This window comes from Streptomyces sp. ICC4 (assembly GCF_003287915.1).
GTDB classification, from domain to species: Bacteria; Actinomycetota; Actinomycetes; order Streptomycetales; family Streptomycetaceae; genus Streptomyces; species Streptomyces tritrimontium.
In genome coordinates this window covers 667,085-681,907 of record NZ_CP030286.1, presented here as the reverse complement: position 1 = coordinate 681,907, position 14,823 = coordinate 667,085, and the positions used below count along the sequence as shown (strand labels likewise).

Sequence of the window (14,823 nt, the reverse complement as noted above, 5' to 3'; positions counted from 1 at the left end):
CGGGTGATTGTCGGCGACCGGACCTGCCACTCACCTCTTCCTTAGAAGTATGCACGCCGGTCGCGGGGCTGCCGGGGGCGAGTGCGGCACACGGTAGCTTTGACTGGATAAGCGGAATGAATCAAAGGGATCGAGGTGCACGTGCCTGACGTCTCCGTGGTCGTCATCGTCTACAACGACGCAGAGCGTCTGCCGACAGCCGTCCAGTCGGTTTTGGACCAGACTCTGCACGGGGTCGAAGTCGTGATCGTCGACGACTGCAGCAAGGACCGGTCCTACGCGGTCGCCCAGGAGCTCGAGTCCGCGCATCCGGGGAGGGTGCGCGCCTTCCGGCTGCCGGAGAACAGCGGGGGCTGCGGCGCCCCCCGCAACCACGGCATCAAACAGGCCGTCGGCGAGTACGTCATGTTCCTGGACAGCGACGACGTTCTCGAACGCAACGCCTGCCGCAACATGCTCGACGCCGCCCGTCGGACCGGCTCCGACCTGGTCTCGGGCATGTGCGTCCGCGTGCACCTGGACAACCGGTGGGGCAAGACCACCGAGTGGTACCCGTGGATCTACGCGCGCACCCGCACGCTGGAGTCGATCACCGAGTTCCCCGACCTGCTGGTTTACGACACCCTCTCCACGAACAAGTGCTACCGGCGCGCGTTCCTGCTGGAACAGGGCCTGGAGTTCCCGGTCGGCATCCACTACGAGGACCTGCTCTTCTCCGCCCAGGCCTACGTCGCCGCCCGCCGCATCACGCTCATCCCGAACCACGTCTACTTCTGGAACGTGATCGAGAAGGCCGCTGCGAAGTCGATCAGCAACCGGCGCCACGAGATCGAGAACTTCGTCCACCGGATGGAGATCCACCGCCGCGTCGACGAGCTGCTGGCCGCCAAGGGCCACACCGAGATCAAGTCCGCGAAGGACGCCAAGTTCCTCAAGCACGACCTGGTGCTGCACCTGCGGGACCTGCCCCTGCTCGGTGACGCCTACCGCCAGGAGTTCGCCCGGCTCGCCAACGGCTACCTGGCCGGCATCGACCCGGCCGCGTACGAGCACGTCACGAACCTCCAGGCCATCTGCGCCTACCTGCTGGGCAAGCAGGACTGGGACAACCTCCTCCCGGCCGCCGACGCCATGACCAACAAGGGCCGGCTCACCTCCCCGCTCGCCGAGCGCGACGGCCGCGTCTACTGGTGCGCCGCCCATCTCGACGACGCCGAGGGCCGGCGGATACTGGACGTCACCGACCAGGGCTTCGCCACCACGGCGCTCACCTCCCTCGCCCTGGGCAACCGCCTCACCTCGTACGAGGACGACGGCCGCGGCACCGTCACGCTGTCGGGCGCCGTCGTGAACCCGCTGGGCCGCATCCGTCCCGAAGCGGAACTGAAGGCCTCGCTCGAATTCCGAGCCCGCCGGCAGATCGGGGTCCGCTCCTTCAGCTTCCCGGTGTCAACCGTGCGCCACGCCGGTGACACGATCGAGTGGAACGTCACGGCCGACATCGGGAGCACCGTCCGCCCCTTCGGCATCATCGACGCCGTCTGGGACGTACGCCTGAAGTTGACGGCCGGCGGCTCCCGGCTGACCACCCGCGTCTCCGTCGGCGGCGTCGATCTGGAGAAGGCGGCCCGGCTGCGCGTGCGCCCCCGCCTGACCCGGCTGGTCTCCGACCGCTTCGAGCCCGAGGTGACCAAAAAGGGCAACCTCTCCTACGTCCTGACCGCCGAGGGCGCCGCGGCCGTGCGCACTCAGACGCTGATCAACAGCGCGATGCACGGCAAGGCCGCCGGCCTGGTCAAGCGGGGTCTGCGCAAGGCACTGCGGACCCGCCGCAACCTCGGCTCGGGCGAGCAGAAGGTCAAGGTCTACCACGAGGTCTTCTCGAAGCTGCCGGTCAAGAAGGGCACCGTCGTCTTCGAGAGCCACATGGGCAAGCAGTACAGCGACAGCCCGAAGGCGATCTACGAGGAGATGGTGCGCCAGGGCGTGCCCTTCGAGGCGATCTGGTCGTACGCGGGCGGCAAGCCCACGGGCTTCCCCAAGGGCGCCACCCTGGTGCGGCGCTGGAGCTGGCCGTACCTGCGCGCCCTGGCCCAGGCCGAGTACTGGGTCGACAACCAGGGCTTCCCGCTGGCGCTGACCAAGCGCCCGGGGACCACGTACATCCAGACCTGGCACGGCTCCGCGCTCAAGCGGATGGGCTTCCACGAGCCCCGCACCAAGGCCCAGGACCGGGCCGGCCAGCGCCGCTTCCAGGCGGCCGTCGACCGCTTCGACCACTTCCTGATCCGCTCCGAGCACGACGCGCGCACTCTCGCCAAGGGCTTCCGGCTGCGCGACGAGGTGCTGCTGCGCACGGGCTACCCGCGCAACGACGCCCTGGTCGCGGCGCACCGCTCCGAGGCGCACAGCGGCGAGCGGGTGCGCGGGCCGCTGGCCGGCGAGTTCGGGATCGACCCGGAGAAGAAGGTGCTGCTGTACGCGCCCACCTTCCGGGCGAACGCGGACGGCGCGGTCGAGGGGTTCGAGTTCCCCTTCGACGTGGAGGAGTTCGCCGACCGGCTCGGCGACCGCTTCACGCTGCTGGTGCGCACCCACTACCTCAACAGCGTCACGCTGCCGCCGTCCGTCGCCGGCCGGGTCATCGACGTGTCCAAGCACCACGACATCACGCCGCTGCTCGCCCTCGCCGACGGGCTGATCACCGACTACTCGTCCGTGATGTTCGACTACGCGGTCCTGGACCGGCCGATGCTGTTCTTCGCCTACGACTACGAGAAGTACGCGAACGACATCCGCGGCACCTACTTCGACCTGAAGGAGAAGGCCCCGGGCCCGGTCGTGGCCACGGCGGACGAACTGCTGCAGGCCCTCGCCGCGTTCGACGAGGCGGACGCCAAGTACGCCGAGGCGCGCCAGCGCTTCCTCACCGAGTTCGGCGAGTACGACCGCGGGGACGCGGCCGCCCGGATCGTCGAGAAGTTCTTCACCAGGAGCGGCAAGTGAGCACACGGACCGCCTCCGGGCAGGCCATCCAGGCCGCGGAACAGGGCCCCGTCGGCGGACGGGACATCTTCCTCGTCTCCAACAGCGTCGACGAGCTCGGCGGCGTGACGACCTGGTCGCACCAGATGGCCCGGCTGTTCAGCGAGCGCGGGCACCGGGTGCACGTGGTGGGTATCGCCCCCGTCGCCGAGGAGATCCGGCAGAAGCTGCCCGCCGAACTGCCGTACGCGACGACCACGCTGTACGACGCGGCGCCCCCCGCGGCGCGCCGGCTGCACGGCATCAAGGGCCGCCTCAACGCGCCCGAGCGGCGCCGCCAGTCGGTCCGCCGGGCGAAGATGCGGGCCAAGGCGGAGCAGCTGAACGAGCTGCTGCGCGCGGCCCGTCCCGGGGGCGTCCTGATCGTGACCCAGGTCTGGGCGATGGAGTGGGTGGCCCTCGCCGACACCAAGGGGTTCACCGTCATCGGCATGAGCCACGAGTCTTTCGAGGCCAGCCAGAAGTCCACCCGGGGACAGCGGGTCCGCCGCCTCTACGCGGACGTCGACCGGATGCTCGTGCTGACCCCCGAGGACGCGGACCTCTGGATCCGGGCGGGCATGGAGAACGTCGCCAGCATGCCGAACCCGCTGCCGTTCATGCCCGACTCCCCCGCGCCGCGCACCGAGAAGGTCGTGGCGAGCGTCGGCCGCCTCGCCTTCGAGAAGGGCGTGGACCTGCTGCTCGACGCGTGGGCGGACGCGGCGCCGCAGCACCCCGGCTGGATCCTGCGGATCTACGGGGCCGGCGTGGAGGAGCCCGTGCTGCGGGCGCACGCCGCCGAGCTCGGAGTCGAGGACTCCGTGGAATGGATGGGCAGCACCGACGACGTGCTGGGCGCGCTGCGCGGGGCCTCCGTCTTCGCGCAGGCCTCGCGCGCCGAGGGGTTCCCGATCACGCTGCTGGAGGCGATGGCGGCGGGCGTACCGGTGGCCGCCTTCGACTGCGCGCCGGGCGTGCGGGAAATCGTGGAGCACGGCGAGGACGGGCTGCTGGCCCGGCTCGGCAACACGATGGAGCTCGCCGGGCAGCTGAACCTGCTGATGTCCGACCGCGAACTGCGCGACCGGCTCGGCGACACCGCCTTCCGCCACGTGCAGCGCTATTCCAGCGCCGAGATCACCGACCGGTGGGAAGGGCTGTTCTCCTTCCTGGAGCGCTGATCCCGACGGGCTGGTCCCGTCACCGCGTACGAAGCCGCCCGCCCCGGTCGTTTCCGGGGCGGGCGGCTTCGTACGCGGTGACGGCCCGCGCGGGCGGCGCCGGTGGCGCCGCCCGCCTCGGCGGGTCAGGCCTTGGTGCGGGCCTCCCAGCCCTCCCAGGCCGAGGTGATCATCTCGCGCACGTCGTGGCGGGCCTTCCAGCCCAGCTCGGCCGTGATCCGGTCGGCGGAGGCGACGACCTTCGCCGGGTCGCCGGCCCGCCGCGGGGAGACCGCGGGCGCGTAGGCGGCATCGGTGTGCCCGGTGGTCTCGTTCACGATCTCGACCATCTCGCGGACGGAAACGCCCTCGCCGCGGCCGATGTTGACCGTCAGGTCCTTGTACTCGCCCTGCGCGCCCCACTCGACGAGCTTGCGGGCCGCCACGACGTGGGCCTCCGCGAGGTCCGCGACGTGGATGTAGTCGCGGATGCAGGTGCCGTCCGGGGTCGGGTAGTCGTCGCCGAAGATCCGGGCGCCCTCGCCCTTGTCGAAGCGCTCGAAGATCATCGGGACCAGGTTGAAGACCCCGGTGTCGGCGAGCTGCGGGGTGGCGGCGCCCGCCACGTTGAAGTAGCGCAGGCAGGCGGTGGAGATCCCGTGGGCCTTGCCCGCGGCGCGGACCAGCCACTCGCCGGCCAGCTTCGTCTCGCCGTACGGGCTCAGCGGCAGGCAGGGGGTGTCCTCGGTGACGAGGTCGACGTCGGGCATCCCGTACACGGACGCGGAGGAGGAGAAGAGGAAGTTGCGGACGCCGGCGGCGGCCACGGCCCCGAGCAGGACCGTGAGGCCGTGCACGTTCTCGTGGTAGTAGTGCAGCGGCTTCTCGACGGACTCGCCGACCTGCTTCTTGCCCGCGAGGTGGACCACGCCGGTGATCTCGTACCGGGCGAAGGTCTCGTCCAGGACCTGCCGGTCCAGCACGGAACCGACCACCAGCGGTACGCCTTCCGGGACGCGGTCGGCGTTGCCCGTGGAGAGGTCGTCGACCACCACGACCTCCTCGCCCGCGAGCAGCATCGCGCGGACGACGTGCGCCCCGATGTAACCGGCACCACCAGTGATCAGGAACGTCATGCGTAACTCCTTAGTTCTCTGTCGTGTCTCTTGCCGCGGCGGACCGCGACCGGCCGCAGTCGTCCGCAGTCGGCCGCGGCCGGGCCTTGGACCTAGCGGACCCTCCTGCGGACCCGGTACATGCGACTGCGCGCGAGGCTCGCGACTCCCGCGGCACCCGGCGCGAGCCGCAGCGCCAGCGATCCGCCGGCCGTGCGGTAAGGCTGGGCCAACAGCACACCGTACCGGCTGCTGGGCAGCATCCGCCGGTGCAGCAGGCTGCCCAGGGGGCGCGGGGAGGTGAGCAGGGAGCTCCCGTCGGCGCACTCCACGCCCACCTTCACGTCCCAGGCCTGCATCCCGCGCCGGCCCTCGCCGCGCCCGAGGGCGGCCAGCGTGGTCAGCCGGAAGGGCAGCTCCGCGGTCCAGTGGCCGCCGTCCGCCGAGGGGGTCAGCGCGACCGGCTCGGAGACCAGCGGCTTGCCGGGGTCGCCCCGGGGCAGGAAGCGCAGCTGGACGGTGCGCGGGCCGGCCGCGGCGAGGCGTCCGTAGAAGTCGTGCACGCGCAGCCGGATCCCGGCGTAGCCGCTCGGCTCGGCGTCGACGGTGACGGGGAGCTCGCTGGTCGCGAGCCCGTCCAGCCCGTCCAGCTCCACCGGCAGGGTCCCGCTCCACACCGGTGTCCCGTCGGCGCCGGTCGCGTACGGGGGAAGCAGCCGGGGCGGGTCGGCCGCGAAGCGGGTGAGGCGGAGGAGGTCGTCGGGTGCGGGCGGGGCCTCGGTGGCGCGCAGCACCCGTACGATCCAGCGCGCGTGTGCACCGGCGGCCTCGATGTCGGCGTCGGCGAAACCGGCGAGGTAATCGCGGGTCAGCCGCCACCAGGCGGACTGGTACTCGGGGTCCTTGCCGAGCTCGCGCAGGTACATGCGCAGGTCGTACTCGAGGAATTTGACCTGGCAGGCGCGGCCCAGCAGGGGCGAGGACCCGGTGATGACGCGGGAGGCCGTGCGGTGGGCCTCCACACGGGCCCGCCAGTTGCCGACGTCCTTGCGGTCCAGGGAGATCGACACCCGGGCGGCGTCGCGGCGCACGTGCCACACGTAGACGAGGTCGCCGATCACCGCGATGCGCGGGGCGGCGGCGAGCACGCGGGCGGTGAAGACGAAGTCCTCGTAGACGAACCGGCCGTCGGGGAAGCGGATCCCGTGCTCGTCCAGGAACGCCCGGTCGTACAGCTTGTTGACGCAGAGGGTGTCGCGGACCAGCTCCGGCCGGTCGGCGGGGGTCTCGATGACCTCGCCCGGGGTGTACAGGCCGGGCACCCAGGGCACGTCGCGGCCCTCGGGCAGCTCCCTGCGCACACAGGCGCCGACGGTGACCGGCGCCCGGTGCTCCCCGGCGGCGCGCACCAGTGCGTCGACCGCACCCGGGGGCAGGACGTCGTCACTGTCCAGGAACAGGACGTACGGGGCGCTCGCGGCAGCGATCCCGTCATTGCGCGGGGTGCCGCAGCCCCCGCTGTTCTCCGTGCGGCGCACGACCTTCAGGCGGGGGTGGCGGGCTGCCAGCTCGTCCAGCACCTGCGCGGTGCCGTCGGCTGAGGCATCGTCGACCGCGATCACTTCGGCGACAACCGGACCCTGGGCGAGGGCCGAGGAAACGGCCTCGCCCACCAGCCTGGCGTCGTTGTACGCGATCACCACGACGGAGACTGTGGGGGTTTGGGTGCTCGTCACCCGTGGATCCTAGGCCACCCGGGTAAACACAGCTTCAAGATCACCCCACGGAAGGGGCGGGAAGCGGAATCCCGCGGGCCGACGGGATCCGGACCGTGAGCACGGCCCGGATCCCGACGGGGACCGATCAGAAGGGACGGAACTCGTCGTACTCCTTCTGCGCGGTGTCCCGCTCGGCTTCCTTCTCCTTGCGGCGCGTGGTGGCCGGACGCGGCGCCTCGAGGCGGTGGTCCTCACCGCGGCGGCCCAGCATCTCGGCGCCGGCCATCATGGTCGGCTCCCAGTCGAAGACGACCGCGTTCTCGTCGGACCCGATGGCGACGCCGTCGCCGGCACGGGCACCGGCCTTGCGCAGCGCCTCCTCGACACCGAGGCGGTTGAGACGGTCCGCGAGGTAGCCGACGGCCTCGTCGATGTTGAAGTCGGTCTGGCGGACCCAGCGCTCCGGCTTCTCGCCGCGCACCCGGTAGACGTCCTCGACCTCGTCGTAGGTGATGGTGAAGCCGCTGTCGTCCACGGCCTTCGGGCGGATGACGATACGGGTCGCCTCCTCCTTCGGCTTGCGGGCGCGGGACTTCGCGATGACCTCGGCGAGGAAGAAGGACAGCTCCTTGAGACCCGTGCGCGAGAGCGCGGAGACCTCGAAGACCTTGTAGCCGCGGGCCTCCAGGTCCGGGCGGACCATGTCGGCGAGCTCCTGGCCGTCCGGGATGTCGACCTTGTTCAGGACGACGAGCCGCGGGCGCTTCTCCAGGCCGGCACCGTAGAGCCGGAGCTCTTCCTCGATGGCGTCGAGGTCGGCGACCGGGTCGCGGTCGGACTCCAGGGTGGCGGTGTCCAGGACGTGCACGAGGATCGAGCAGCGCTCGACGTGGCGCAGGAACTCCAGGCCGAGGCCCTTGCCCTGGCTGGCGCCCGGGATGAGGCCCGGGACGTCGGCGATCGTGTAGACCGTCGAGCCGGCGGTGACGACGCCCAGGTTCGGGACGAGGGTGGTGAAGGGATAGTCCGCGATCTTCGGCTTGGCCGCGGAGAGCACCGAGATCAGCGAGGACTTGCCCGCGCTCGGGAAACCGACCAGCGCCACGTCGGCGACGGTCTTGAGCTCCAGGATGACGTCGCCGCCGGTGCCGGGGACGCCGAGGAGCGCGAAGCCGGGCGCCTTGCGGCGGGCGGAGGACAGCGCGGCGTTGCCGAGGCCGCCGCGGCCGCCCTCGGCGGCCACGTAGGTGGTGCCCTGGCCGACGAGGTCGGCGAGGACGTTGCCCTCCTTGTCGAGGACGACGGTGCCGTCCGGCACGGGCAGGACCAGGTCCTGGCCGTCCTTGCCGGAGCGGTTGCCGCCCTCGCCGGGCTTGCCGCTGGTGGCCTTGCGGTGGGGGCTGTGGTGGTAGTCCAGCAGGGTGGTGACAGCCTGCTCCACCACCAGGATGACGTCGCCGCCACGGCCGCCGTTGCCGCCATCGGGGCCGCCGAGCGGCTTGAACTTCTCCCGGTGAACGGAGGCGCAGCCGTGGCCCCCGTTACCCGCGGCGACGTGCAGCTCGACGCGGTCCACGAAGGTGGTCATGGGTGATCCTCCAGATACATACGGGAATGTCCCGGGCAGGCCTTGCTGCCCATTAAACGTGTCTATGTGACAACGCGCCGAGGGCGGACCTCTCTTCCCGGCTCGCGCCGGGAAGAGTTGAGATCCGCCCTCGGGATGTTTCGGGTACTACTGGTTCAGCGGAAGCTGAATCAGGCAGCCGGAACGATGTTGACGACCTTGCGGCCACGGTGCGTGCCGAACTGGACCGAACCGGCCAGCAGCGCGAACAGCGTGTCGTCGCCACCACGACCGACACCCGAACCGGGGTGGAAGTGGGTGCCGCGCTGGCGGACGAGGATCTCACCAGCGGAAACGACCTGACCGCCGAAGCGCTTCACGCCGAGCCGCTGAGCATTGGAATCGCGCCCGTTCCGGGTGGACGATGCGCCCTTCTTGTGTGCCATGTCTCAGTCCCTCTTACTTCGCAGCCGCGGGGATACCGGTGACCTTGATCGCCGTGTACTGCTGGCGGTGACCCTGGCGACGGCGGTAGCCGGTCTTGTTCTTGTAACGCAGGATGTCGATCTTGACGCCCTTGTGGTGGTCCACGATCTCAGCCGTGACCTTGACGCCGGCCAGGACCCACGGGTCGCTGGTCACGGCTTCGCCGTCGACAACGAGCAGGGTCGAGAGCTCGACCGTGTCGCCAACCTTGGCGGTGGGAATCTTGTCAACCTCAACGATGTCACCGACAGCAACCTTGTGCTGGCGGCCACCGCTGCGCACGATGGCGTACACGCGGATCTCTCTCTCACTCGGGGCGGGTACTCCTGAAGCCAGCCGCTCAGGCAGGACCCGCCACGAGGGCAGGACCACACCGATCCGGATTGGACGAGCGGCCTCTCCCGCACGTGGTGCTCAGCGGGAGGAAGGTGCTCAGGAGTGCGGCGCGTTTTAAACGTAATCGTCTAAGACACGCCGACGGTCTAGGTTACGGGGCCGGTACCGGAGGGTCAAACCGGGTCCCGCAAGGCCGTGGGCCCCGCCTCTCGGCGGGGCCCACGGCGTTGGAGCGGATCAGGCTTCGGTCGGAGCCGAGACGGAGGGCAGCGTCTGCTGCTCGGCCGCCGCGGTCTTCTTCGTCGCCCGCTTCGCAACGGTCTTCTTCGCGGCCGTCTTGGCCGTCGCCGCCTTCTTGGCGACGGTCTTCTTGGCGGTCGCCGCCTTCTTGGCCGGGGCCTTCTTCGCCGCGGTCGTCGTCGCCTTCTTGGCGGCCGTCTTGCGGACCGCCTTCTTGGCGGGAGCCGCCGGGGCGGCCTCCTCGACGACGGCCTCGGCCGGGGCCTCCACCGGGGCCTCCACGGGCGCCTCGACGACCAGCACGGCCGCCTCCGCGCCCGCCGGGGAACCGGCCGGTGCGGTGGCCTTACGGGTGGCACGGCGGCGCGGACGGGCCGGTGCGGCCTCGGCCACGGGCTCCGCCGGGGCCTCCACGACGACCGGCGCGGGCTCGGGCTCGACCTCGGGCAGGGCGACCTCGGCCACGACGGCCTCGGCGACCGGCTCCGGGGCCTGGACGGCCTCGGCCGGGGCACCCGCCGAGGCGGTGGCCTTACGGGTGGCACGGCGGCGGGTGCGGCCCTTGGGGGCCTCCTCCACGACCGGCTCCACGACGGCGGCCTCGACCTCGGGCAGGGCGACTTCGAGGACCTCGACCAGCTCGGCCTCGGGCAGGGCGACCGGCTCGGCGACCGGCTCCGCCACGGGGGCGGGAGCCGGGACAGCCGCACCGCGCGGGGCGCCCGCCGGAGCGGTCGCCTTGCGGGTGGCGCGGCGGCGGTTGCGGCGGCCGCTGACGCCCGCGGCGGCCTCGGCCTCGGCCGGGCTGCCGTAGAGCTCCTCGTCGGCGACGAAGGCCGGCTCGGGCAGCGCGAACGGCGCGGCGACCTCGGCAGCCAACTCGGCCTCGGACTCGACCTCGTAGACATCGCTCTCGGCGGTGTCCACGGCCTCGGTCTCGTGGTCGTGGTCGTGCTCGTGCCCGCCGGCCTGGCCGCCGCGGCGCTTGGAACGCTTGCCGTTGCCACCGCCGCCGACCACGGTCGGGGTCTCCATGTGCACGATCACACCGCGGCCGTTGCAGTGGACGCAGGTCTCGGAGAAGGACTCCAGCAGACCCTGGCCCACCCGCTTGCGGGTCATCTGGACCAGGCCCAGCGAGGTGACCTCGGCCACCTGGTGCTTGGTGCGGTCACGGCCCAGGCACTCCAGCATGCGCCGCAGGACCAGGTCGCGGTTGGACTCCAGGACCATGTCGATGAAGTCGATGACCACGATGCCGCCGAGGTCGCGCAGCCGCAGCTGGCGCACGATCTCCTCGGCCGCCTCCAGGTTGTTCCTGGTGACGGTCTCCTCGAGGTTGCCGCCCTGACCGGTGAACTTGCCGGTGTTGACGTCGATGACGATCATCGCCTCGGTCTTGTCGATCACAAGCGAGCCGCCCGAGGGCAGCCACACCTTGCGGTCGAGCGCCTTGGCGAGCTGCTCGTCGATCCGGTACGTCGCGAAGACGTCGACCTCGGAGGTCCAGCGCGACAGCCGGTCGGACAGGTCCGGAGCCACGTGGTTCACGTAGCCGTGGATGGTCTCCCAGGCGCCGTCACCGCTGACGATGACCTTCGAGAAGTCCTCGTTGAAGATGTCGCGCACGACGCGGACGGTCATGTCCGGCTCGCCGTACAGGAGGCTCGGCGAAGAGGTCGAGATCATCTTCGACTTCTTCTGGATGTCCTCCCACTGGGCCTGCAGGCGCTCGACGTCGCGGCGCAGCTCGTCCTCGCTCGCGCCCTCGGCGGCGGTGCGCACGATGACGCCCGCGTCCTCGGGGACGATCTTCTTGAGGATGGTCTTCAGGCGCGCGCGCTCGGTGTCGGGCAGCTTGCGGCTGATGCCGGTCATCGAGCCCTCGGGCACGTAGACCAGGTAGCGGCCGGGCAGCGAGACCTGGCTGGTCAGGCGGGCGCCCTTGTGGCCGATCGGGTCCTTGGTGACCTGCACCAGGACCGACTGGCCGGACTTGAGGGCGGACTCGATGCGGCGCGGCCCGTGGGCCATGCCGAGCGCCTCGAAGTTGACCTCGCCGGCGTACAGGACCGCGTTGCGGCCCTTGCCGATGTCGATGAAGGCGGCCTCCATCGACGGCAGCACGTTCTGGACCTTGCCCAGGTAGACGTTGCCGACGTACGAGGTGGCTTCTTCCTTGTTGACGTAGTGCTCGACGAGCACGTTGTCCTCGAGGACGCCGATCTGGGTGCGCTCGCCGGCCTGGCGGACGACCATGACGCGCTCGACGGCCTCGCGGCGGGCCAGGAACTCGGCCTCCGTGATGATCGGGACGCGGCGGCGGCCCTGCTCGCGGCCCTCGCGGCGGCGCTGCTTCTTCGCCTCGAGACGGGTCGAGCCCTTGATGGACTGGACCTCGTCGGAGGAGGTGGACAGGGCCTCGACGCGCTCGCGCGCCGGACGCGGCTCGCGGACCTTGACGACCGTGCGCACACCGTCGTCCTCGCCCGCCTCGGCGTCCGTACCGCCGTCACCGCTGCGGCGACGACGACGACGGCGACGACGGCTGGAGCTGGAGCCGAGCGGCCCGTTGTCCTCGTCCTCTTCGGCGTCTTCCTCGTCCGCCTCCTCGGCGGACTCGGTCTCGGCCTCCTCCTCGGCGGACTCGTCGAGGTCGGCGGTCTCACCGCGGCGGCGGCGACGGCCACCGCGACGGCGGCGGCGCGACGGGCGGTCGCCCGACTCGTCGCTGTCGTCCTCGTCGAGCTCGGCTGCCTCGGACTCCTCCTCGACCAGCTCTACGTCGGCCAGCGTGACCGGGCCGGACGGCGCGGCCGGGGCCTGGACCTCAGCGGCGACGGGCTCGGCGGCGCCGCGGCCACGGCGGCGGCGACGGCCGGCGGGCTGCGCGACGGGAGCCTCGACGACCTCGGCCTCGAGCTCGGCGTCCTCGTCCTCCTCGGCCTCGTCCACCGAAGCGGCGGCGGCAGCGGCGGCCATGGCAGCGGTCTCCGGGGTCTGGAACATCGGCTCGGCGAAGACCGGGGCCTGGAACACGGCGACGGCGGGGCGCGCCGCGCGGCGGCCGCCCCTGGCCGGCGCCGGGGCGGCGGGCTCCTCGGCGGGGGCCGCGGCCACGGGCTGCGCCGGGGCGGCGGCCGGGGTCGTGGTGGTACGGGTGGCGCGGCGGCGGCCGCCGCGCTTCGGGGAGTCCACGGCGTCGGCGACGGTGACGGTGGCCTTGCCGGCCGCGGCCGCCGGGGCGGCGGCCTCCTCGACGACGGCTTCGGCGGCGGGCGCCTCGGGGGCGGTCACGGCGCGGGTGGCACGGCGACGGGATCGCGGCGCGGGAGCGGCGGCCTCCTCGACGGCAGGAGCGGCCGGAGCCTCGACCACGACCGGCGCGGCCTCGGCGACCGGCGCCTCGGGGGCGGTCACGGCGCGGGTGGCACGGCGACGGGCACGCGGCGCGGGGGCAGCGGCCTCCTCGACGGCCGGAGCCTCGACCACGGCGGCCGGAGCCTCGGGAGCGGCCGGCGCGGCCTCCGCGACCGGCGCCTCGGGGGCGGTCACGGCGCGGGTCGCACGGCGACGGGTACGAGCCGGGGCGGCGGCCGGAGCGGCCTCCTCGGCGGGAGCGGCCTCGGCAGCCGGGGCGGCGGTTTCGGCGGCGGGCGCCTCGGGGGCGGCCACGGCACGGGTGGCACGGCGACGGGCACGCGGCGCGGGGGCGGCGGCCTCCTCGACGGCGGGAGCGGCCGGAGCCTCGGCCACGACCGGCGCGGCCTCGACGACCGGCGCCTCGGGGGCGGCCACGGCGCGGGTCGCACGGCGACGGGTACGAGCCGGGGCGGCGGCCGGAGCGGCCTCCTCGGCGGGAGCGGCCTCGGCCGCAGGAGCCGGAGCGGCCTCGGCGGGCGTCACGGCGCCGCCGGGCGGGCCGGCCGGCCGGGAAGCGGCACGCCGGCGCCTGCGCGGAGGCAGGTTGTCACTCGGGCTGCCGGTGTCGGCGGCTGCGCTGTTGGCGGTGTTGTCGTTTTCGTTGTTGAGCATGCGGGGTTTCTCCCGTCACGCTCCCGGGCGCCGCGGCTGACTTCCGGTCCGGCACGGCTCCGCACGATGAGCGAGGAGCCGGCCTCCGGGGCGCGTTCGCCACACGGGAGCTCAGTTCAATGGCCGCCGGTTCCGTACGTGGTAGTCCGTACGGCCTGGCGGAAGTCTTCAAGTCTGTGCGCGGCCCGACCCAGGTGGCTCCCGAGTGCCAGGGCTGCGCGACGACGACGATCCCTACGCGGAGGGACCTTCCGGCGCCTTCGCGTCGGCGGCTACGGCGGCCGTGGGTGGGGCCGTCGTCGCAGCTTCGCGGTCGGGCGCGAGCGGGTCGGTCACCGTGCCGGACTCCTCATCGAAGAGCCCCTGCGCCAGCCTGGTCACCGCTGCGGGGACCGGCGGCGTTAGGTCGGCCACGGTTCGGAGACCGGACAGGACGTCGTCGGGTCGCACGGCAGGTGTCAGATGCCGAACAACCAGCCGCAGTATCGCACAAGCATTGTCCAGGGGCCTATCAGCCGCCGCGGTGGCCGAAGTGGGAACCACTTCCAGACTGACCACGGCGCCGCGCGTGTCGAAGGTCCGCATGCCGTTCTTGGTGCGGCGCTGGACCTCCACGCTCTCGGCGGCGAGGAAGGCCTCGACGGCCCGCTCGGTGTCCGCGGGCTCCACGCCGTCCAGGCGCAGCTCCCAGACGGAGGCCGTCAGCCGGTCGGCGAGACCGGAGGTGTGGGCCTCCACGGCGTCGATGATGTCGAGGCCGAGCGGCATCGATTCGTCGAGCAGTTCGCGGAGCTTCGCCGGGTCGCGGCGCTCCGCGAGGGCGATCTCCAGGTACTCGGCCTCGCTGCCGGTCCCGGTCGGGGCGGCGTTCGCGTACGAGACGCGCGGGTGCGGGGTGAAGCCCGCCGAGTACGCCATGGGCACCTCGGAGCGGCGCAGTGCCCGCTCGAAGGCGCGCTGGAAGTCCCGGTGACTGGTGAACCGGAGGCGGCCGCGCTTGGTGTAGCGCAGTCGAATGCGCTGCACCACCGGTGCGGGAGGCGGGCCTTCGGGCTGTCGCTTGCCCAGTGGTTCTTCTCCTTGTGCGGGGCTCCGCGCTCGCGCGTCGCCCTGAGGTCTGTGGGGCCTGCCGGCCACGC

9 protein-coding genes are annotated in these 14,823 nt (G+C 72.2%); 2 read left to right on the top strand and 7 right to left on the bottom strand.

The features are described from left to right. Positions 1-135 precede the first annotated feature (135 nt). Both DRB89_RS03185 and DRB89_RS03180 read left to right on the top strand, forming a co-directional pair. Positions 136-3,006 (top strand): bifunctional glycosyltransferase family 2 protein/CDP-glycerol:glycerophosphate glycerophosphotransferase, encoded by a 2,871-nt coding sequence (locus DRB89_RS03185; protein ID WP_112446577.1) that lies wholly within the window; start codon positions 136-138, stop codon positions 3,004-3,006. Beyond that, the gene (locus DRB89_RS03180; RefSeq protein ID WP_239515991.1) at positions 3,003-4,208 is read left to right on the top strand and encodes a glycosyltransferase; all 1,206 of its coding nucleotides are present in this window, start codon (positions 3,003-3,005) and stop codon (positions 4,206-4,208) included. Before DRB89_RS03185 ends, DRB89_RS03180 begins: the two co-directional genes overlap by 4 nt. A 125-nt stretch (positions 4,209-4,333) precedes the next feature. Here the strand turns inward: DRB89_RS03180 and galE are convergent, their stop codons facing one another. The 7 genes from galE to DRB89_RS03145 form a co-directional block, all read right to left on the bottom strand. Further along, positions 4,334-5,323: a UDP-glucose 4-epimerase GalE gene (gene galE / locus DRB89_RS03175; RefSeq protein ID WP_112446576.1), complete on the bottom strand. Its 990-nt coding sequence runs from the start codon at positions 5,321-5,323 to the stop codon at positions 4,334-4,336. Between the two features lie 92 nt (positions 5,324-5,415). After that, positions 5,416-7,038 carry a glycosyltransferase family 2 protein gene (locus tag DRB89_RS03170; protein WP_112446575.1) on the bottom strand — a complete coding sequence of 541 codons (1,623 nt, stop codon included), beginning with the start codon at positions 7,036-7,038 and terminating at the stop codon, positions 5,416-5,418. A gap of 127 nt (positions 7,039-7,165) precedes the next feature. Then, a complete protein-coding gene (gene obgE / locus DRB89_RS03165) occupies positions 7,166-8,608 on the bottom strand; it encodes a GTPase ObgE (RefSeq protein WP_112446574.1) in 1,443 nt (480 codons plus the stop codon). Between the two features lie 170 nt (positions 8,609-8,778). Beyond that, positions 8,779-9,033: a 50S ribosomal protein L27 gene (rpmA, locus tag DRB89_RS03160; RefSeq protein ID WP_112446573.1), complete on the bottom strand. Its 255-nt coding sequence runs from the start codon at positions 9,031-9,033 to the stop codon at positions 8,779-8,781. A gap of 13 nt (positions 9,034-9,046) precedes the next feature. After that, entirely contained in the window at positions 9,047-9,367 is a 321-nt protein-coding gene (gene rplU / locus DRB89_RS03155; protein ID WP_112446572.1) for a 50S ribosomal protein L21, read from the bottom strand. Positions 9,368-9,646: 279 nt separating this feature from the next. After that, positions 9,647-13,684, bottom strand: a complete 4,038-nt coding sequence (locus DRB89_RS03150; protein WP_112463198.1) for an Rne/Rng family ribonuclease — start codon at positions 13,682-13,684, stop codon at positions 9,647-9,649. A gap of 234 nt (positions 13,685-13,918) precedes the next feature. After that, on the bottom strand, positions 13,919-14,710 hold the full coding sequence (locus DRB89_RS03145) for a TIGR03936 family radical SAM-associated protein (RefSeq protein ID WP_112453165.1): 792 nt from the start codon (positions 14,708-14,710) through the stop codon (positions 13,919-13,921). Between the last annotated feature and the right edge of the window lie 113 nt (positions 14,711-14,823).

Excerpts from the sequence above, each read along its gene's own strand:
- galE (WP_112446576.1), bottom strand. The coding sequence starts at position 5,323 with ATGACGTTCCTGATCACTGGTGGTGCCGGTTACATCGGGGCGCACGTC.
- obgE (WP_112446574.1), bottom strand. The coding sequence starts at position 8,608 with ATGACCACCTTCGTGGACCGCGTCGAGCTGCACGTCGCCGCGGGTAAC.
- rpmA (WP_112446573.1), bottom strand. The coding sequence starts at position 9,033 with ATGGCACACAAGAAGGGCGCATCGTCCACCCGGAACGGGCGCGATTCC.
- DRB89_RS03150 (WP_112463198.1), bottom strand. The coding sequence starts at position 13,684 with ATGCTCAACAACGAAAACGACAACACCGCCAACAGCGCAGCCGCCGAC.